The 20,152-nt window shown below is 60.8% G+C and carries 17 protein-coding genes; 8 read left to right on the top strand and 9 right to left on the bottom strand.

Annotated elements, in window-relative coordinates; translation table 11 throughout:
- Nucleotides 1-9: 9 nt before the first annotated feature.
- From HJB89_RS02875 to ligD, 5 genes are all read right to left on the bottom strand, one after another.
- Nucleotides 10-1,314, bottom strand: a complete 1,305-nt coding sequence (locus HJB89_RS02875) for an ABC transporter substrate-binding protein (protein WP_221148865.1) — start codon at nt 1,312-1,314, stop codon at nt 10-12.
- A gap of 145 nt (nt 1,315-1,459) precedes the next feature.
- A complete protein-coding gene (locus HJB89_RS02880) occupies nt 1,460-2,527 on the bottom strand; it encodes an ABC transporter ATP-binding protein (protein ID WP_207585279.1) in 1,068 nt (355 codons plus the stop codon).
- A gap of 77 nt (nt 2,528-2,604) precedes the next feature.
- Entirely contained in the window at nt 2,605-3,597 is a 993-nt protein-coding gene (gene denD, locus HJB89_RS02885; RefSeq protein WP_207585280.1) for a D-erythronate dehydrogenase, read from the bottom strand.
- 50 nt (nt 3,598-3,647) lie between these two features.
- Nucleotides 3,648-4,376, bottom strand: a complete 729-nt coding sequence (locus HJB89_RS02890) for a FadR/GntR family transcriptional regulator (protein ID WP_207585633.1) — start codon at nt 4,374-4,376, stop codon at nt 3,648-3,650.
- A 195-nt stretch (nt 4,377-4,571) separates the two neighbouring features.
- Nucleotides 4,572-7,217, bottom strand: coding sequence for a DNA ligase D (ligD, locus tag HJB89_RS02895; RefSeq protein WP_221148868.1), 2,646 nt, complete (start codon nt 7,215-7,217; stop codon nt 4,572-4,574).
- Between the two features lie 293 nt (nt 7,218-7,510).
- Between ligD and HJB89_RS02900 the strand changes: the two genes are divergently transcribed.
- The gene (locus HJB89_RS02900; protein WP_207585282.1) at nt 7,511-9,277 is read left to right on the top strand and encodes an SLC13 family permease; all 1,767 of its coding nucleotides are present in this window, start codon (nt 7,511-7,513) and stop codon (nt 9,275-9,277) included.
- A gap of 64 nt (nt 9,278-9,341) precedes the next feature.
- Here the strand turns inward: HJB89_RS02900 and HJB89_RS02905 are convergent, their stop codons facing one another.
- Nucleotides 9,342-9,581, bottom strand: coding sequence for a hypothetical protein (locus HJB89_RS02905; protein WP_207585283.1), 240 nt, complete (start codon nt 9,579-9,581; stop codon nt 9,342-9,344).
- A gap of 138 nt (nt 9,582-9,719) precedes the next feature.
- Between HJB89_RS02905 and HJB89_RS02910 the strand changes: the two genes are divergently transcribed.
- A complete protein-coding gene (locus tag HJB89_RS02910) occupies nt 9,720-10,205 on the top strand; it encodes a DMT family transporter (protein ID WP_207585284.1) in 486 nt (161 codons plus the stop codon).
- On the top strand, nt 10,202-10,642 hold the full coding sequence (locus HJB89_RS02915; protein WP_207585285.1) for a DMT family transporter: 441 nt from the start codon (nt 10,202-10,204) through the stop codon (nt 10,640-10,642). The genes HJB89_RS02910 and HJB89_RS02915 overlap by 4 nt, the downstream gene beginning before the upstream one ends.
- A 66-nt stretch (nt 10,643-10,708) precedes the next feature.
- On the opposite strand, the gene HJB89_RS02920 is transcribed toward HJB89_RS02915, so the two are convergent.
- From HJB89_RS02920 to yghX, 3 genes are all read right to left on the bottom strand, one after another.
- On the bottom strand, nt 10,709-10,933 hold the full coding sequence (locus HJB89_RS02920; RefSeq protein WP_207585286.1) for a hypothetical protein: 225 nt from the start codon (nt 10,931-10,933) through the stop codon (nt 10,709-10,711).
- Nucleotides 10,934-11,334: 401 nt separating this feature from the next.
- Nucleotides 11,335-13,095 carry an MOSC and FAD-binding oxidoreductase domain-containing protein gene (locus tag HJB89_RS02925; RefSeq protein WP_207585287.1) on the bottom strand — a complete coding sequence of 587 codons (1,761 nt, stop codon included), beginning with the start codon at nt 13,093-13,095 and terminating at the stop codon, nt 11,335-11,337.
- 322 nt (nt 13,096-13,417) lie between these two features.
- Entirely contained in the window at nt 13,418-14,305 is an 888-nt protein-coding gene (gene yghX / locus HJB89_RS02930; protein ID WP_207585288.1) for a YghX family hydrolase, read from the bottom strand.
- A 329-nt stretch (nt 14,306-14,634) separates the two neighbouring features.
- Between yghX and HJB89_RS02935 the strand changes: the two genes are divergently transcribed.
- The 5 genes from HJB89_RS02935 (at nt 14,635) to HJB89_RS02955 (ending at nt 20,046) form a co-directional block, all read left to right on the top strand.
- Nucleotides 14,635-15,792 carry a Gfo/Idh/MocA family protein gene (locus HJB89_RS02935; RefSeq protein ID WP_207585289.1) on the top strand — a complete coding sequence of 386 codons (1,158 nt, stop codon included), beginning with the start codon at nt 14,635-14,637 and terminating at the stop codon, nt 15,790-15,792.
- Nucleotides 15,793-15,805: 13 nt separating this feature from the next.
- Nucleotides 15,806-16,690: a carbohydrate ABC transporter permease gene (locus HJB89_RS02940; protein WP_221148870.1), complete on the top strand. Its 885-nt coding sequence runs from the start codon at nt 15,806-15,808 to the stop codon at nt 16,688-16,690.
- The gene (locus tag HJB89_RS02945) at nt 16,687-17,544 is read left to right on the top strand and encodes a carbohydrate ABC transporter permease (protein WP_221148872.1); all 858 of its coding nucleotides are present in this window, start codon (nt 16,687-16,689) and stop codon (nt 17,542-17,544) included. Before HJB89_RS02940 ends, HJB89_RS02945 begins: the two co-directional genes overlap by 4 nt.
- A gap of 74 nt (nt 17,545-17,618) precedes the next feature.
- On the top strand, nt 17,619-18,824 hold the full coding sequence (locus tag HJB89_RS02950; RefSeq protein ID WP_207585634.1) for an ABC transporter substrate-binding protein: 1,206 nt from the start codon (nt 17,619-17,621) through the stop codon (nt 18,822-18,824).
- Between the two features lie 88 nt (nt 18,825-18,912).
- Nucleotides 18,913-20,046, top strand: coding sequence for an ABC transporter ATP-binding protein (locus HJB89_RS02955; protein WP_221148875.1), 1,134 nt, complete (start codon nt 18,913-18,915; stop codon nt 20,044-20,046).
- Nucleotides 20,047-20,152: the final 106 nt, after the last annotated feature.

Genomic DNA, 20,152 nt, shown 5'->3' on the forward strand with positions numbered 1-20,152 from the left:
ACGCGCGGGTCAGACGCGATAGTAGCGGTTTGCCCGGCGTTCAGCTTCCTTCATCGCATCTTCCGGCGACATCTGACCGGTGGCGGCGGCGGCATACATGTCGACCAGAACATAGTCGGCCATGGTCGCTGCTGAGGCATAGCCGAGCGGGCCGGCATAGCCGTTCGGGCGCAGCTTCTCCGAGGCGCGCGCATAGGGCGCGTGCACCGGATCGGCGGTCCAGATCGGGTTCTTGGCGAAGGCCTTGAGCGGCTGGCAGCAATAGGCGCTGGAGCCCTGGATCCAGGCATTCATCTGATCGGCTTCCATCATGAACTTGATGTAGGCCTTGGCCGCTTCTGGATATTTGGTGTGCTTGAAGAGAAGCAGCGAGCTCGTCTGGCAAAGTTCGACGCTCTTGCCGACAGGTCCGATCGGGAAGTTCGTCGTGCGGATGTCCTTGGCGATCTCGGCGAGCTTCGGGTCGTTCTTGGCGGTGTAATAGACCGAGACGCCGTTGGCGATCAGCGAGACCTGGCCGGCCAGGAAGGCGCGGTTGTTGTTGACGTCCTGCCAGCTCTCCGTGCCCGGAATGAAGGTCGCGTAGAGCTCCTTGGCATAGTTGATCGAAGCCAGCGTCTCGGGGCTGTTGATCGTTACCTTGCCGCCTTCGTCAACCATCATGCCGTTATGGCTCCACAGCAGCCAGTGGGCGTAGTTGTTGCCGTCGCCGACGGCCTTGCCATGCGGGAAGCCGGCCGGTGTGCCCTTTGCCTTCATGGCCTTGCAGAGTTCGAGGAAGCCTGCGGTATCGTTCGGGAATTCGTTGAAACCGGCGGCCTTGACGTGGCTGTCGCGATAGACGACGGCGTTGCCGATCGCCGTCAGCGGCATGGCGATGAAGGTGTCGCCGCGGGTCGCATAACCCTTCACACCGTCGTACCAGCCCTCATATTTATTGCCGAGATAATTGCCGAGTTCGGTGAGATCGACCAGCTTGTCCGGATACTGATGCGCGTCGTCGAACCAGCACATGATGAGATCGGGGCCGGAGCCGACATTGGCGGCAACGGCGGCCTTCGGACGGATGTCCTCCCAGCTTTCCTTGTCGATGCGCACTTCGACGCCGGTCGCTTCGGTAAACTTCTTGGTGTTGGCGATCCAGGCCTCCTCGTCGCCCTTGACGAAGGGTGTCCAGCGCAGCAGACGAAGGCTGGCACCGCTTTCCGGCGTGTAGCTCGGTTCGGCCTGGGCGAGAGATGGCCGAATGCCGAGGCCGGCGGCGCCGGCGACGGCAGCCGAGGCGGCAAGAAAGTCACGTCTTTTGATCCTCATGAGATTCCTCCTCATCAAAACGCGGGTGCGAACTCCCCGGCGCTCACCTCCCGCTTGGTGAACGACGGTCCTTGCATCCCTGAGAGGGGATGCGACCAACCTGCTGGCTGCGAGAGCTCCTCCGCCCCGCCGCTGCCGGACGGCGTCAGTCGGTTAATCTCCGGCCGCTCTCGGCATCGAAGAGATGAACATGCGCGGCGTCGATCGCAACGCGCAGAATTTCGCCCGGCCGCGCGTTGACGCGTTCGCGGAAGACGCAGCTGACATCGCTGCCGCCGAGCTTGAGGGTGAGATGGGTCTCATAGCCGGTCGGCTCGATCACCACGATTTCGCCGGGCAGGCCATTGGCGTCGAGCAAGATGTATTCCGGGCGAAGTCCGTAGACGAGGTCGCGGCCGATGGCGCCGGCCGGCGGATGGGCGACCGGCAGCGTCGTGCCGTCGGATGCCCTGAATTGCGTCGGGTTTTCCGGATCGAGCCTGCCCTTGATCATATTCATCGCCGGCGAGCCGATGAAGCCGCCGACGAAGAGATTGGCCGGCGTGTCGTAAAGCTCGAGCGGCGTGCCGATCTGCTCGACGACACCGTCATGCATGACGACGATCTTGTCGGCCATGGTCATCGCCTCGATCTGGTCGTGGGTGACGTAGACGGTAGTGGTTTTCAGTCGCTGATGCAGCTCCTTGATTTCGGCGCGCATGGCGACGCGCAGCTTGGCATCGAGGTTGGACAGCGGTTCATCGAACAGGAAGACCTCCGGATCGCGCACGATCGCCCGGCCCATGGCGACACGCTGGCGCTGGCCGCCGGAAAGCTGGCGCGGATAACGGTCGAGCAATTTGTCGAGACCGAGGATGCCGGCGGCGTATTTCACCCGCTTCTCGGCCTCGGCCTTCGGCGCCTTGTTCAGCATCAGCGAGAAGCCCATGTTCTGCTCCACCGTCATATGCGGATAGAGCGCATAGTTCTGAAACACCATGGCGATGTCGCGGTCCTTCGGCGGCAGCGTGTTGACCACGCGCCCGCCGATCTTGATCTCGCCGCCGGAAATGTTCTCAAGTCCCGCCAGCATCCGCAGCAGCGTGGATTTACCACAACCCGACGGGCCGACCAGGATCACGAACTCACCATCGGCGATGTCGATATCGACGCCTTTGATGACCGGAAATGCCCCGAATGATTTCCGCACATCCGCGAATTGAACGCCTGCCATACTCACTCCTCCCAGAAATCGAGCGCTACATGCTGTGTCTTCGTCTTGTCGTTATAATGAGGCTCCCGCCCCTCTCCTCAATCTCCTCGCGACGCACCCGGAGCGTCTTCGGCGAGGTAGACCTCGATCAGCTCGTCGACGCTGGTTTCGGCGGTGAAACCCAGTTGCGTCGCACGATCAGGCGCAAAGGATTTCGGCCATCCGGCGACGATCGCTTCAATGACCTCGTCGCGGCGACGGTCGATCAACTCAACCGCCTCGGGGCCGGCAACCCGGCGCAACGCGGCAATCTGGTCGGCAACGGTGGCTGCAACCCCCGGCATGGTCAGCGTGCGCCGCGCACCCAGCGACGATGTGTCGAGCGTCGCGGCGTGGATCAGAAATTTGACGGCGGAACGTGGGCTTGCCAGCCAGTGCTTGACCGTTTCCTCCACGGGAAGAACAGCCCGCTGGCCGGCGAGCGGTTCCCGCAGAATTCCGGAAAAGAAGCCGGATGCGGCGGCATTCGGGGCACCCGGCCGGATCACGATGGTCGGCAATCGAATTCCCACGCCGTCGATGAAGCCGCGCCGCGAATAGTCGGCGAGCAACAGCTCCGATATCGCCTTCTGCACGCCGTAGCTGGTGAGAGGCGCCTGGACGTAATCGTCGGGGATCGGATCGGGAAACGGCGAGCCATAGACCGCAATCGACGAGGAGAAGACGAACCGGGGAACATAGGCTTGCCGGCTTCCTTCACGACGGATCGCTTCCAACAAAGCTCGCGTGCCATCGAGATTGACCCGGTAGCCCAGTTCGAAATCGCGCTCGGCCTCGCCGGAAACGATCGCGGCGAGATGAAAGATCACGTCGGCCCGGCGAGCCGCCAGGGCTTCCGCGGCATCGCCTGCGGAAATATCGGCGGCTAGGGCTTCCACCGACGCAACGACGCCGGCTGGCACAGGCGGAGGGGCGATATCGGCGAGCGTCATGCGGGTGATCGTATCGGCGCCGAGGAAACCGCTGCGCGCCAAGCTGGCAGCGAGCTTCCGGCCGATCATGCCTCCCGCCCCGATAATGAGAATATGCATCGTATTCCCCCTGTCTTCGACTTCTGTCTCTCCTGCTCTTCGCCTGCGGCCTAGGCTAGGAGCAGCTTGGTTGTCGTATAAATGCGGGTTTCGTGGAGCGCGAAGGCCGCGCATGCGGCGTCCGGATCCCCAGTCTCCAAACCGGCGAGGATCAACCGGTGATCGGCGATGCTGGTGGCGATCGTCCCGGGCTGCGATACAACGCGCCTTCGGTGGCTGAGAAGGTAGGAATAGAGGTCGGCGGCCATGTCAGCCAGCACCGCGTTGCCGCTGGAGCGATAGATGGCGGTGTGAAATTCCCGGTCACAGATCAAGAAGCGAACAGGATCGTCACAGGCGGCTTCCTGTGCTGCGATCGACTGGCGGAGATAATCAAGCGTTGAAGGTTCCATCCTGACCGCGGCAGCCCTGACGACCTGCGCTTCGATCAGCAGCCGCGCCTCATGAACATTGTCGAGACTGTAGGCCGCAATGTCGCGATAGCGCGCCGCCTGAACAGCCAATTCGCCGACATCTTCAGACGCCACCACCGTGCGCGTTCCCTGCGCAACCGAGAGAATTCCATGCGTGGAAAGGATCAGGATCGCCCCGCGGACGGTCTCGCGGCTGACCGAGAGCGCGGCAGCCAGTTCACGTTCGCTCGGAAGCGGGTCACCTGTCTTGAGGATGCCGGTGGCGATGAAGGTCGCAATCTTCTGGACGACGAAGTCTTTCATCGACTTCTTCGGCGCTCCACCAAGCGTCGCAACGTCGTCTTCGAGCATGGCTCGAACATCCATCGCCATGCCCTCCCCCTGAGGTCTGCTGGTCCGATAAGTGGGCCAGTAGACCTCGAGGGCAAAGGATTGTCAACGCTTGATGTCCACGATCCACTCCGCTGTAATTTGGAGCGGTTTTGCGAAGGGCAATATCGGCCCTCAGAGAAAATTCATTCCGACAGGGACAGCTGACCACGGGCGGACTGTTATTCGCGTTCAGGCCGCGTTCGAGACTTTGCCAAGGCGTTTGATTGCCTGCTCCAGCGGGCGCTGGCCGTCGCAGTAATCCTCCCAGGCTGACGATTTCGACAGCAGTGCCGGCACGGTGCGGATGGTGAAGCGTTTGGGGTCCAGATCCGATTTGACCTGGCTCCAGGTCAGCGGCATCGAGACGGTTGCGCCCGGGCGCGCACGGGGCGATAAAGGTGCCACGGCCGTCGCCATCCGGTCATTGCGGAGATAGTCGAGGAAGATGCGGCCGTTCCTCAGGCTCTTCGTCATCTTGATCAGATAAAGTTCCGGATGGTCGCGCGCCATCTGCTGGCAGACGTCGTGCGCGAAGCTCTTCGCTTCTGCCCAGGAAAGCGGCTTGCGCTTGTTGATCGCAAGCGGCGTGACGACGTGCAGGCCCTTGCCGCCGGTCGTCTTGCAAAAGCTGATCAGACCCAGCGCGTCGAGACGATCGCACATTTCGCGGGCGGCGGAAACGACTGTGGAGAACGGCACGTCGGGGCCGGGGTCGAGGTCGAACACCAGCCGGCCGGGCACCTCCGGCTTATGCGGTTCGCAATTCCAGGGATGCAGCTCGACAGCGCCGATCTGCGCGACGGCAGCCAGACCCTCGACCCGGTCGATCTGCAGATAGGGCTTTTTGTCACCGAAGACCTTGACCAGTTCGAGAAGGTTCGAGGTGCCGGGCATCGCATGGCGCTGGAAAAACTGCTCGCCGCCAACCCCGTCGGGCGTTCGGATGATCGAACAGGGGCGACCCTTGATGTGCTCGATCATCCAGGTGCCGACGGCTTCATAATATTGGGCCAGATCCTCCTTGGTCACGGCTTTGCCATCATTGGCATCCGGCCACAGCGACTTGTCGGGATTGGAGATCAGTACGCCCATCACCTCGGCCTTGGCGCCTTTGCGGCGGATGGGCCTGGTCTTCGCCGCCACCGCGGGCTCCGGCACTTCAGTCTGTGCGGGCTTCGCCGGCCGTTCGGCCTTGACTTCCCTGGCCGGCTTGTCCTCGCGCAGACCCTTGAAGGCGGCCTGGCGGGCCTGACCGTCGGCGGTCCAGCCTGCGAATTCGATTTCGGCGACGAGTTCCGGCTTCAACCAGGTGACCTCGGCCTCCCTTTTCGGCGCGCCGATCCCGGTAAAGGGCGATTTTGCCGTCTCGAGCGCCTTCAGCTTCGGAAGCAGCGTTTCCACCTTTTTCGCGCCATAGCCCGTGCCGACGCGGCCGACATAGACGAAGTGGTCGCCGCGATAGACGCCGACCAGCAGGGATCGGAATTTGCCATTGGTCTTGGCATAGGCGCCGATCACCACTTCGTGGCCGGCGCGGCATTTCGATTTCGCCCAGCTTTCGGTGCGGCCCGATTGATAGGGTGCATCGCCCTGTTTGGAGACGATGCCTTCCAGTGAGAGCTTGCAGGCAGAGCGAAGGACCGCATCGCCGTCGGTCTCGAAATGTTCGACGAAACGCAGGCGGGGATCACTGCCGGCATCCGACAGAAAGCTTCGAAGCCGCGCCTTGCGCTCGATGAGAGGCAGAGATCTCAAATCCTCGCCACCCTCATAAAGAAGATCGAAGGCGAAATAGACGAGATCGCCGGTCCTGCCCTCCGAAATGGCTGCCTGTAGGGCTGCGAAATCCGGTGCGCCATGGTCGTCGAGCGCGCAGATCTCGCCGTCGATGATGGCATCAGGCAGCACCGATGCCGCCTCGGCGATCTGTGGGTATTTGCCGGTCCAATCCAGGCCTTTCCTCGTCTTCAGCGTCACCTCGCCCTCGAGCGTGCGCATCTGGATGCGGTAGCCGTCAAACTTGATCTCGTGAATCCAGCCGGTGCCGGCCGGCGGCCGCTCCAGGGCCTGGCAAAGTTGCGGCTCAATGAAGTCTGGAAGGTCGACCCTTGCTGCCGTCTTGGGCTTCCTGTCGGCTCGGGCGTCCTCTTTTCGCTCTTCGGCGGCCAGCCCGTGATTGCTGTCCCAGACGGCATTCGCTTGAACATCACCACCCTTGATCATGAATGGCTTTGGCTTGCGGCCTTTGCCGGCCGCGATCATATCCATCGCTCGGCCGGAGGCGACCGAGGTGTCGTTCTCTTCCAGGATCGCTGCGCCATTCTCATCGACCGAGAATTCGTCGTGGTGCTTGATTAACAGCCAGTTGGTTCGCTTGCCGCGATCGCGGTCATTACGCATGCGCACCAGCACGAAGCTTCCGTGCAGCCTTTCGCCTTCCAGGGTGAATTTGAAGTCACCCTTGGCGAGCGCCTGCTCCGGACTTTTCTTTCCCTCCGGCTCCCAATAGCCGCGGTCCCACAACATCACCGTGCCGCCGCCATACTGCCCTTTCGGGATCGTGCCTTCGAAATCGCCATAATCGAGCGGGTGATCCTCGACCTCGACAGCCAGCCGCTTGTCGTGCGGATCGAGCGATGGGCCCTTGGTGACCGCCCATGATTTGAAGACGCCGTCGAGTTCGAGCCGCAGGTCGTAATGCAGCCGGGTGGCATCATGTTTCTGGATGATGAAGCGACGGCGATTGCTGCGCGCGCTCTGCTTATCGCCGCTCGGCTCCGTCGTCTTTTGAAAGTCGCGCTTCGATCGATATGTCGAGAGGTTGTCACTGGCCATGGTCGTTCCCCAAACAGCATATCCGAGCATGGAATGCCGGCTGGCGGCTGGAAGTTCCATGGTGGCCTGCTCTTGCTGAATATTGGCAACACGCGCGTCTATTCCAAGCCTCACCGCATCGCGAACGTGGCCTTCGATACTTCGAATGACGGCCAGGCGTGCCGACCGGGCCGAACAAACCGGTACCCACCGATTGTCGGCCACAGGAAGCGGCGAGGCGATGAAAAAAATTCGCCGTCGCGTCGTATCGTTCTCATGCCTCAAACGTTAATTGCTACCACCGGGATGCAAACATGCGCGTTGACCAATGGCTTTCCCTTCTCATCATCGCGCTCATGATGGGCGCCTTCGTATGGGGTCGTTATCGATACGATATCGTCGCCGTGAGTTCGCTGCTCGTTGCCATCATTGCCGGCATCGTGCCTGCCAAAGCTGCCTTTTCCGGTTTTGCCGATGACATTGTTATCATCGTTGGCAGCGCGCTCATCGTCAGTGCGGCGATATCCAGATCGGGGATCATGGATGTCGCGTTGCGCCGATTTTCTCCCGAAAGACGCGGGCCGCGGATGCAGCTGATCATTTTGGTTGCCATTGTCGCCGCCCTGTCAGCTTTCGTCAAAAATATCGGGGCGCTGGCAATCATGATCCCGGTTGCCGTGCAAATGGCGCGGAAATCACGCGTATCGCCGTCGATGTTCCTGATGCCGATGTCTTTCGCCTCTCTGCTCGGAGGGCTTATGACGCAGATCGGCACATCACCGAATATCATCGTTTCCCGGGTGCGTGAGGAAATCACCGGGCAGCCGTTCACGATGTTCGACTATACGCCCGTCGGCCTGGCGCTCGCGGTCACCGGCGTTGTCTTTCTGGGGCTGTTCTACAAGCTGCTTCCGGAAAGAACCCGGGCAGAAACCTCGATGGATGAGGCGGTGGCGATCAAAAACTACACGACCGAGGCCAAGGTCGTCACGCCGTCGGCGGCGATTGGCCGGTCCGTCAGCTGGCTGCAGAAGCCCGCCGGCGGCGATGCGATGGTGACCGCAATTATCGGTGGCAGCGGCCAAAGACGAACGCCGCTTCCCGACACAGTGCTCAAGGATGGCGACCGTCTTATCATCGAGGGCGAGCAGAGCGCTCTCGACAAGATCGTCAGTGAAGCCAGGCTTCAACTGTCCGATCGTAAACACGAGCCGGAGACACGCCAGGACATCAGTTCCGTTGAAGCCATCGTCGGCGAACATTCCCGTTTGATCGGCGTCAGCGCAAAAGACGTCTCTCTCTTCCACAATACCGGCCTCAACCTTCTTGCCGTCAGCCGCCGGGACAGGCGCTTCACCGAGCGTCTGGGCGAGATCAAGATCCGCAACGGCGACGTCGTGGTCTTGCAGGGCGACTTGCAGAAGCTGCCGGATCTTTTACGCGAATGGGGATGTTTGCCGCTGGTCGTACGGGATTTGAAGCTCGGCAACGCCCGCAACGGCATGATCCCCGTCATCATCCTCTTGGCCACCATGGGGGCGACAGCCTTCGGCGGCATTCCTGTCGCGACAGCATTTTTTGCCGCCGCCTTTCTGATGGTGGTCACCGGATCTATTCCCTTGCGCGAAGTCTATCATCATCTTGATGCGCCCATTTTGATCATGCTGGCCGCTCTCATCCCGATCAGTGACTCGCTGAGAACCACGGGAACCACCGACATCATCGCGGACCTCCTGTCGCGGATCGCCGAGATGCTCCCGCCGTTCGGCGCTCTGGCTCTGATCCTGGTTGCGGCCATGGCCGTGACCCCATTTTTGAACAACGCAGCAACTGTTCTGGTCATGGCGCCGATCGCCGCGACTTTTGCCGCCAAGCTGGGCTTTCGGCCCGATGCTTTTCTGATGGCGGTGGCCATTGGTGCCGGCTGTGATTTCCTCACGCCCATCGGGCATCAGTGCAATACGCTGGTTATGGGGCCGGGCGGATATCGATTTGGCGACTATGCGAGATTGGGCCTGCCGCTCTCGCTCATTGTCGTGCTGGTCAGTGTGCCCGCCCTGCTGGCGGTCTGGCCGATCTGAGCCGGCGGGGTCGGCCTACTCCGCGAGGCAATTCAGGCTGGGCCATCGGCGCAGCCTTGGTGCGTTATTTCCACTGCGTCGCGTCGGCGGCAGCGCAGCCATATGGCGGCAGGGAACCGGCAAAGGTGATTTTCAGCTTGGCGCAGCCCCAGCTGTTGATCGGACCGGGCATGGAATTGTTGAGGGTGATGCCGATTTCGTCATAGGGGCTATCGGTGTTGGAGATATAGCGATACCAGCGGAAACCGGTAAAAACGACGAGAGCAAGAGCGATCGTCAGCAGCAGGCGAACTAATTTTTTCACGATATTTCCTTATATGCAAAGGTCGCCGTTTAGCACTCCCATGTCGATGCTGATAGCTCCGGCCAGGTGCAAGACGCGCGTTCGGTAATGGCAGTTTGAAAAATATCCGGCGCAATCGATTCTTTGACGGGATCTGCAATGACCATCGAAGCAGCACGTAATTCGCATCCCATCTACTTCATCGGAGCTTTTGCGACGGGTGGGCTCTTAACGTTCATGGTGCATCTCAACGGTGAGTTGGCACGGGTCGGCAATCCCCTGTTCTCATCTTGGACCGCTCACGGCACAGGCATGGTCGCCGCCGTCATTCTTCTTTTAGCGCTCAACCGCCGCCGCGCTCCGATGGTGGGTAAAACCGACAGAGCGCCCTTATGGGCCTATCTCGGTGGTGTATCCGGGGCCGCAACGGTTATTCTGACCTCGACCGCGGTCAACTCGCCGCTCGGGCTCTCCGGCACCTTGGCTTTGGGTTTGGCAGGCCAGGTCGCCTTCAGCCTGGCGGCCGACAGTTGGGGTCTATTCGGACTGCCCAAGCGGCGCCCGGACATGCGGGACATCGCCGCGCTCGGCCTGGTCGTCACCGGCGGCGCACTCATTATCCTGTTTGGGCGAGGTGCGGCGTGACAGTGTTCGTTCTCCTGGCTTGCCTCGGCGGCGTGCTCGTCGGCCTCAGTCGTCAGCTCAATGGGCGGTTGAGCATATCCACAACGCCGCTGATCGCATCCTTCTGGAATCACGCCGTAGGCTTTGCGGTTCTTACATGCCTTGGTCTCGTTGTCGGAGGCCTGCTTCCAGCTGAAGCCGCCGAGGCGCCTTGGTATGTCTTTTTGGGTGGTCCGATCGGCGTCGTTTTCGTGGCGGCAGGCAGCTGGGCGATTGCTCGGATAGGCGCGGTCAATGCGGCTCTGCTGATCATTGGCGGCCAGATGGTAACGGGGGTGGCGTTTGATTATCTGCGCGCCGTGCCGACGTCGTTCTGGGCGAACGCCACCGGAATTGTTCTCATCGTCGGCGGAATGATGGTCAGCCGGCGGCGACGCAAAGCCGGCGGCTCGCAATAGCTGTGCGAGTCGAACAGCACGGCAACCCCTGTCGGAGTTGTCGGAGGCAGTGGATATTCTCGGAGTTTAACGGCTGGTTCGTTCGTCCAAGGTGGAAAGAGCGTCCTGCAGTCTCAGCGCCGCAAGTGCCCTCGTTGCCTCATCCGGAGACCATCCCGCTTCCAGTGCCGCGGATAGAACCAGCGATTCCGTTTGGAGCTCGAGCTTCTCATAAAGCGGCTCGATGGCTTCGCGCGCGGTGACGACGTGCTGGTCAGGTGGGGTGATGGGTGTCGCAGCAACCGTAGGCATGAATGCTCCTCCTTTTGAACGCTAAGGTTCGAAACCCAATGACAGGCATCCTTGTTCCGTGCACATCGCATTTTGGCCTGATCATCGATGACAGAACGTATTCTGCAATCCCGACGGTCGATACTTCGTCGTCTGAAGCCGTCTCCAGCGTCGAGCGAAAACCTTCGCTCGATGAAAGCCAGCGGGCAGGCTACCGCATAATTGCTTAAATCGGAAGCGACTTGAGGATTGTGCCGCGATTCAAGCTGTTGCAGCGCTCTTTGCGCGTCATGAAGAGGCGAGGAAGCCTTCCGTATCCTCCGCCACGAATGTTCGTTCGCCTTTGGGCAGCATCGCATCGCCATGCTTGCAAGGTAGGGACAATCAGGCATCCGCCAGAAAGACCACTAAGAATCCTGCCTCTACAAATCGATCACGATGTCGCCCTTAGGCTTCGAGCAGCAGATCAGCACGTTGCCGTCCGCCGGCGCATCGACCGGGTCGGGCCGGTAGTCGACGCTCCCTGCTACAAGCCCGGTCTCGCAGGTGTGACAGACGCCGGTTCGGCACGACCATCGCACCGGCACGTCGCAGGCCTCCGCCAGTTCGAGCAGGCTCTGGAATGTCGGCTCCCAGCGCACATTAAGACCGGTGCGCGCAAACGACACCAGCGGCCCCGAGCCTGGAGACCCCGCCGGTGAATGTGGTGGACGAGGCGGCGAAGCAGACATTCCGGGGGTTATCGACGGACCGGCGCCGAACATCTCGCTGTGGATGCGATCCGGGGCGATGCCCAGGGCTATCAGTCCGACGGTCAGATCGCTCATGAATGTCGAGGGCCCGCAGATATAGACATCACAATCGCGCGGCAGGTCGAGTGCTCTTAGCGACTGCACATCCAGACGGCCGTAAGCGTCGAAATCCAGCTTCGGCCGATCCTCGGGGTCGGGCAAACTGTAGCGAATGTGGCTGCGATGGTGAGCAAGCGTCCCGAGCAGCCCGCGCGCCTCCTCGGCAAACGGATGTTCGCGGCCGTTGCGGGTAGCGTATAACCACCAGACTTGCCGGGTCGACGCTTCGGCCGCCAGAACGTGAAGCATCGCCAGCACCGGTGTCACGCCGATACCCGCACTCAAGAGAACTATTGGCGAGGCGCCCGGCCGCAACGTGAAACTGCCGCGTGCGGCGCTTGCCTGCACGATGTCTCCAATCTGCAGTTCGTCATCGATGTAACAGCCGGCAAGGCCATGGGGCTCCCGCTTGACGCTGACGCGATAATGGCTGGCGCTGGGCTCGCCTGACAGCGAATAGCTACGCATCATCGCCGGCGCAGAAGCTGGCCCGAACCGCAGCACCACGAACTGCCCAGGCAGTGCCGCGGTAACGGGTTGGCCATCCGTCGGTTCGAGCAGGAGGGAGGTCACGTTGCCGCTTTCCCGCACCTTGCGCGACACACGCATAGGGCGGAAACCGCGCCATGCCGGCGGCGGGCCGGATGCGGCGGCGAGCCCGGCATTTCCCGTCGTTGCCCCCTCCTCCCGCCTCTGCTTGAGCAGCGCCTCGAATGAACCACGCCAGCCGGCGCTCAGCGCCGGGATGCGCAGCGCGCGCTCCAACTGGTCACGAGGATGGCCGGGCATGTAAAGCAGCGCGTTGATCGCAAAAATGCTCATGCCTTCGGGGCCGGACGCAACCTTCGTGATCTCGTCGCCTGCCCGCACGTCTCCTTCTTCGAGCACACGCAAATAGAAGCCGGGACGGCCATGTTTGACCAGCAACGCGGCCATCTGCGGCTCGTCCATGCGTATACCAAGCCGGTAGCAAGTGACGCGCGGCTGCGTCACCTCGAACAGCGCGGCGCCGATCCGATAACGGTCTCCAATGCAGACTTCTGCGTCAGGCAAACCATCGATGGTAAAATTCTCTCCGAACTGCCCGTAGACAAAGTCGTCGCGGCGCAACTGCTCCTGCCAGTACCGGTAGGAATCGATCTGATAGACAAAGACCGCACGGCCTTCACCGCCATGGCCGGCGAGGTCGGCTTGTCCATCGCCGTCCACGTTCAACCGCCGCACCATGCGCGGGCCATCGACCGGCGTTTTCCAAATGGCGGTGTTGACGATCTTGCCTTGCCAAGTGATGTCGCGCGGCAGGCCCACATTGACGGAAAGCAAGCGTACCATGACATTTCTCCCGAATGATCATCACCGCAATTTCGAGATCGATAGAGGATGGCTGCATGATGAGCCCGTCTCTTCGCGAGGGTGCTCCAGTGACGTCCTCCGGTGGCTCTCGCGATCATAGGCTTGCCCATAGAACCACAGAAGGGCTTTTCGATCGATCATACCATGGTGTCCCCGCCGGGGTCCCTTCCAGTCCGCGAGCCCACGCGGGTCGAACCGCAGAGCAATCTAGATGTGAACGGAAATCATAGGGTTGTCGCAGGACCGCCCCAGGCGGCGGGGAATGGCTCCCCGCCGCAGCATCGTTCAAGCCACTGCCTCCTCAGGCTAGGTATTTCGTAAACCAGTCGACCGTGCGCTGCCAGGCGAGCTTGGCGGCTGCTTCGTCGTAGCGCGGCGTGGTGTCGTTGTGGAAGCCGTGATTGACGTCGGGATAGACATAGGCTTCGTAGATTTTTTGCGAGGATTTCAGCGCAGCTTCATAGGCCGGCCAGCCTTCGTTGATGCCCTTGTCCAGCCCGGCATAATGGAGAAGCAAGGGGGCCTTGATCTTCGGCACGTCCTCGGCGCGCGGCTGTCTGCCGTAAAAGGGCACGGCTGCGGCAAGTTCGGGATAGGCGACCGCCGCAGCATTGGCGACGCCGCCGCCGTAGCAGAAGCCGGTGATGCCGACCTTGCCGGTGGTGAGGTCGCTCTTCATCAGAAATTCGACCGCCGCGAAGAAGTCGTTCATCAGCTTTTCCGGGTCGACCTTCTGCTGCAGGTCACGCCCCTTTTCGTCGTTGCCGGGATAACCTCCGACCGAAGTGAGTCCATCAGGCGCCAGTGCAATGAAACCCGCCTTTGCCACGCGTCGCGCCACATCCTCGATATAGGGGTTCAGGCCTCTGTTTTCGTGAACGACCACCACGGCCGCTACTTTGCCGGCGGCGTTTTTAGGGCGCACGAGATAACCGCGGACATCTCCATTTCCTTTCGGCGACGGATAGGTGATGTATTCGGCCACGATGTCGGGATCGGTGAACTCGACCTGGGTCGCCAGCGCATAGTCGGGGCTCAGCGACGAAAGAATGGCGGCTGCGGTCAGCCCGCCGACCGCAAATTTGCCGGCCCGGTCGAGAAATTCGCGCTTGGTAATCTTCCCGTGCGCGTAATAATCGTAGAGTTCGAGAAGTTCCTGAGGGAAATCCTTGGCTGTCATGCGGGTCATGATGGCTCCTCCTTGCCTTCGGGTCTCGTGCCATCCTACACACGTAAACTCACGTGTCTTTTCAACATTTCGCGAGTCCCGCGTGTGGTTGTCGGGACGATCGCCGCCTGGGCAAAATACGATGAATTCGCCGCCGCTGCTTCAAGCTGTGCGCGCTATTCCATTCGGCAATCCGCGTCCGGCCGGTTGAAGCCAACAATCGGCAGCCGCCTACCGATCTATGAAAATTAATTTCATGCCCGCGCTTTGAGGCCCGTTTTCTATTGACGCCTCTCGATTTTTGTCCCAACTTAAAGAAAATAAATTACTTAATTGGGAACTTGATCGGCATGAAAGTGGGAATCATCGGGCTAGGATTCCGGCTCGGCTATCTCGGATATGTGTTCAAAGCGATCGATAGCAGCTTCGACATTGTCGGCTATGTGGATCCGGAACCCGCCGGACTTCCCGGATTGACGGAAAAGGGAGTCTCGGTCGGCAAGGCCTATGCTTCGCCGGAGGAGCTGCTGGCTTCCGAAAAGCTCGATCTGCTGATGATCGGCTCCCCCAATCACCTGCATCTCGATCATATCAGGCTCGGACTGCAAGCCGGTCTCAAAGTCTTCTGTGAAAAGCCGATCGTTACGACGATCGCTGAAAGCATCGAGCTTGCCCATCTGATGGCGAAATTCGGCCATGAGCGACTGATGGTCGGCCTCGTGCTGCGTTATTCTCCACTCTATAAGGATCTGCGCGCCATCCAGGCCGAGGGCACACTCGGCCAGATCGTGTCGATCGAGGCCTCCGAACATATCGAGCCCTATCACGGCGCCTTCTTCATGCGCGACTGGCGCCGCTATGAGCGCTATTCCGGCAGCTTCATGCTGGAGAAATGCTGCCACGACCTCGACCTTTATAATGGCGTCGTCGGCGCGCGGCCCGAGCGCGTTGCAAGTTTCGGCGGCCGCAAGAGCTTCATTCCGGCCAACGACCCGGCGCGCGAGGGCATCAACGACCTCGAGCTTTTCCACCGCAAGCCGAGCGGCTGGATGGGAACGGACAAGGTCTTCGACAGCGATGCCGATATCATCGACTATCAGGTGGCGATCGTCGAATATGAAAATGGCGTCGGCATGAACTTCCACACCAATCTGAACGTGCCCGACCAATTCCGCCGTTTCGCCATCATGGGTTCGCGCGGCATGGCCGAAGGCGATTTCGTTCGTGGCTATCTCGACGTGCACGAACAATTGACCGGCAATAAGGTGGTCGAAAACAAATACGCTGCCACCGAGCTCTCCCAGCACTACGGGGCCGATGAGCAGATGGCGAGCGATCTGCTCGAAAGTGTGCGCACCGGGCTCGAACTTCCCGTCTCCACGCTGAATGCGCTGGAAGCCGGCATCCTCGCCTTGGCGATGGACGAAGCGAGGATGAAGAAAACGGTCGTCGACCTGCGTCCCGTCTGGGACCGCTTCGACGAAGCCCTTCACGCAAGAGCGGCTTGAGGAGGGCGGCAGGATGAGTGTTCAACGAAGCACCTTCATCTTCGCCTGCATCCTGCTTCTTCCGGCCGTGCTCTATGTTCTCGCCATCGTCGCCTATCCCCTGGTCGATACGTTCATTCTCTCCTTCACCGATGCGTCGCTGCGAAAGACCACCAATTGGGTGGGCTGGATCAATTACGAGAAGATCTTCAACGAGCGGTTTGCCGAAGTCATCATCCGCACCTTCATCTGGACGTTCTTCTCGGTCGCCCTGAAAATGGTGATCGGCACCTTCGGTGCATGCATGTTGAATGCCGCGGTGCCCGGCCGCTCGCTGTTCCGGCTTTTGACCATGCCGCCCTGGATCGTGCCGATGGCGATCGGCATCTTCATGTGGGGCTGGATGTACAACGGCCAGTTCGGGATGATATCGGGCGTTTTGCAGCGCCTCGGTCTGGTCGACGGTCCGGTCGCCTTCCTCGCCTATGGAAACACCGCCTTCTGGGCGACGATCATCACCGACGTGTGGATCGGCGTGCCGCTGGTGACGATCTATTTCCTGGCGGCGATCCAATCGATTCCGAAGGATCTCTACGAGGCCGCCTGGACCGACGGCGCCGGCCGTTGGTATCGCTTCCGCCGCATCACCCTGCCGCTGATGGTGCCGGCGATCATCACCATGTCGATGCTGTCGCTGATCGCCACCTTCAATTCGTTCGATATCATCTGGATCCTGACGCAGGGCGGACCGAGCGGCGAGACGACGACGATGATCATCGACACCTATCAGACCGCCATCGGCTCGAAGAAATACGGTGAGGGGGCGGCGCGCGCCGTGTTGATCTGCATCTTCCTGTCGCTCTTCTGCTTTGCCTATTTCCGCGTCACCCGCCGCCTCAACCCGGAGAAGCGCGCATGAGCAGCTCCGCCATGATCGACCGTTACCGCTGGTGGGAAATCATCCTGATCTATTGCGGCATCGCGCTCTTTCTGTTCTTCGTGCTGGCGCCTTTCTTCGAAGGTTTCATGGTGTCGCTGAAGCCGCTCAGCCAGCTCTTCTCCTCGCCTTATCGCTTCTGGCCGGAGAACGGTTCCTTTGAGGCTTACCGGACGATGTGGGTCAGCGTTCCCGGCTTCGGACGCTATATCTTCAACTCGTTCTTCATCTCGATCATCGTCACGCTGGTCGTGCTCTGCCTCGTCATTCCGGCGGCCTATGCCTTCGCGAAGTTCGAATTCAGGGGCATGGGGATCCTGCTCGGCGCCTTCCTGACGGTGAATATGTTTTCCGGCGCCGTGCTGTTGATCCCGCTCTTCCGGCTGATGCGCAGCCTGGGCGTGCTCAACACCTATCTGGCCATGATCGTGCCGGGAGTCGCCTTCCTGATCCCGTCGGCAATCTGGCTGCTGCGCACCTACATGATCCGTATCCCGCAGGAACTCAACGAAGCGGCCTATATGGATGGCGCCAGCCATTTCTACACGCTTCGCCGCGTCATCCTGCCGATTGCGATGCCGGGCATCATCGTCGTCGCCATCACCACCTTCATCGGCGCTTACGCCCAGCAATTCATCTTCGCGCTGACCTTCAACTCGAAGACCGAATACATGCCCTTGCCGGTGGGTCTCTTTGCTTACTTCGGCAAGCAGGAGGTCATCTGGAACGAACTGATGGCGGCCTCCTTCGTCGGCATCGCGCCGGCGATGGTCGTCATCTTCTTCCTTCAGCGCTACCTTGTCGGCGGGCTGACCGCCGGTGCGGTGAAACAATAAGATCAAAAAACGAGTGAACAGCTAACACAAGAAACGGGAGTCACGACGTGAGCATAACAATCAAGACAGGCCTTATGGCGCTCGCTTTGCTCGGTTCGACCGCACTGACCGCGGTCACTGCCCATGCAGCCGACAAGGAAATCAGCTGGATCTATTGCGGCGACACTATCGACCCGGTCCACACCAAATACATCAAGCAGTGGGAAGAAAAGAACGCCGGCTGGAAGATCGCCCCCGAGGTCGTCGGCTGGGCGCAGTGCCAGGACAAGGCCACGACGCTTGCCGCAGCCGGCACGCCGGTTGCCATGGCCTATGTCGGCTCGCGCACGCTGAAGGAATTCGCCCAGAACGATCTTATCGTGCCGGTGCCGATGACCGATGACGAGAAGAAGGCCTATTATCCCCACATCGTCGACACGGTGACGTTCGAGGGTAACCAGTGGGGCGTTCCGATCGCCTTCTCCACCAAGGCGCTTTACTGGAACAAGGATCTCTTCAAGCAGGCCGGCCTCGACCCCGAGACGCCGCCGAAGACCTGGGCCGAAGAAATCGAGATGGCCAAGACCATCAAGGAAAAGACCGGCATTCCGGGCTTTGGTCTCTCCGCCAAGACCTTCGACAACACCATGCACCAGTTCATGCATTGGGTTTACACTAACAACGGCGCGGTGACCGATGCCGACGGCAAGGTCACGCTCGACAGCCCGCAGATTCTCGCCGCGCTGAAAGCCTATAAGGACATCGTCCCCTACTCCGAAGAAGGCCCGACGGCCTATGAGCAGAACGAAGTCCGCGCCATCTTCCTCGACGGCAAGGTGGCGATGATCCAGGCCGGCTCCGGTGCAGCCGACCGTCTGAAGAAGACGCAGATCAGCTGGGGCATCACGACGCTGCCGCTCGGTCCCGACGCCAAGGGCCCGGGCACGCTGTTGATCACCGACAGCCTGGCGATCTTCAAGGGTTCTGGAGTCGAGGACAAGGCGATAGAATTCGCCAAGTTCATCACCTCGCCTGATGTCCAGCCGGAATACGAGCTGCAGGGCGGCGCCGGCCTCACCCCGCTGCGCCCCTCCGCCAAGGTCGACGAGTTCGTCGCCAAGGATGCCAATTGGAAGCCTTTGATCGACGGCATCAGCTACGGTGGTCCCGAGCCGCTCTTCACCGACTATAAGGGCTTCCAGAACTCGATAATCGAGATGATCCAGTCGGTGGTAACAGGCAAGGCCGAGCCGGAAGCAGCGCTCAAGAAGGCTGCCGGCGAAATCGAAGCCTTCAAGTAAGCCTCTCCTGGGGTCGCGGCGGCATAAGCCGCGGCCCCTCCCCTATCATGATCGAACATGCGACCAGGCCGCCGGTGGAGACAGATTTTTGGGACAGCTCCTTCTCAACAAAGTTCAGAAATTCTATGGCGACTACGAAGTTCTGAAGGGCGTGCAGCTCGATGTGAAGAATGGCGAGTTCGTCGTCTTCGTCGGCCCGTCCGGCTGCGGCAAATCCACCCTGCTGCGGATGATCGCCGGCCTCGACGCGACGACGGCTGGAGATATCGTCATCGATGGCGTCAGGGTCAACGACCTGCCGCCGGTCAAGCGCGGCATTGCCATGGTGTTTCAATCCTATGCGCTCTATCCGCACATGACCGTCTTCGAAAACATCGCCTTCCCGCTTCGCGTCGAAAAGATGGAAGAGGCAAAGCTCAAGGCCAGGGTGGAAAATGCGGCGCGCATCCTTCACCTGGAACAGCGGCTGCAGCAGAAACCCGGCGTGCTTTCCGGCGGCCAGCGCCAGCGCGTCGCAATCGGCCGCGCCATCGTGCGCGAACCGAAGATATTCCTGTTCGACGAACCGCTGTCAAACCTCGATGCGGCGCTGCGCGCCGACATGCGCATCGAGCTTGCCAAGCTGCACCGGGCGTTGAAGGCGACGATGATCTATGTGACGCACGACCAGGTCGAGGCCATGACCATGGCCGACCGCATCGTCGTGCTCGACGCCGGCGATATCTCCCAGACGGGCGCGCCGCTGGAACTTTATCACAAGCCGGCAAACCAGTTCGTCGCCGGCTTCATCGGCAATCCAAAAATGAATTTTCTCCCCGTCACCTGCAAGGGTGTCAGCGCCGGCGGCGTCGAGGTGGATTATCTCGGCCAGACAGCCGTTTTGCCGGTGACGCCGCGCGACGGCATGGCCGGCAAGGCTTTGACCCTCGGCATCCGCCCGGAACATATCCAGCTCAACGGCGGCGATATCGTCTTTACCGTGACGCCGACGGTCATCGAGCGCCTTGGCGCAAATACTGTCGCTTACGCCTCGCTCAACGGCGAGTCCGAGAATTTCTGCGCCATGCTGCCCGGCAGCGTTGGCATCCGCCCGGACGCGCCTGTCTCAACCGGCATCAATGCCGCGGACTGCCATCTTTTCGACGAGGCGGGCATTGCCTTCGAGCGGCGCGTCGAACTGACCGAAATCGATATGAACGTGATCAACCCGACGGCGGCTTGAAGCGACTTGGCTTAGCGTGGGCGGTTTGTCCTGTCAGGGGTCAGTTCCCGGGCGAAATGACCCTAGGTAATTACGGCTGCCCGCCGGCACATATTGACCCTGGGTG

Source organism: Rhizobium sp. NZLR8 (assembly GCF_019685025.1).
Classification (GTDB): Bacteria; Pseudomonadota; Alphaproteobacteria; order Rhizobiales; family Rhizobiaceae; genus Rhizobium.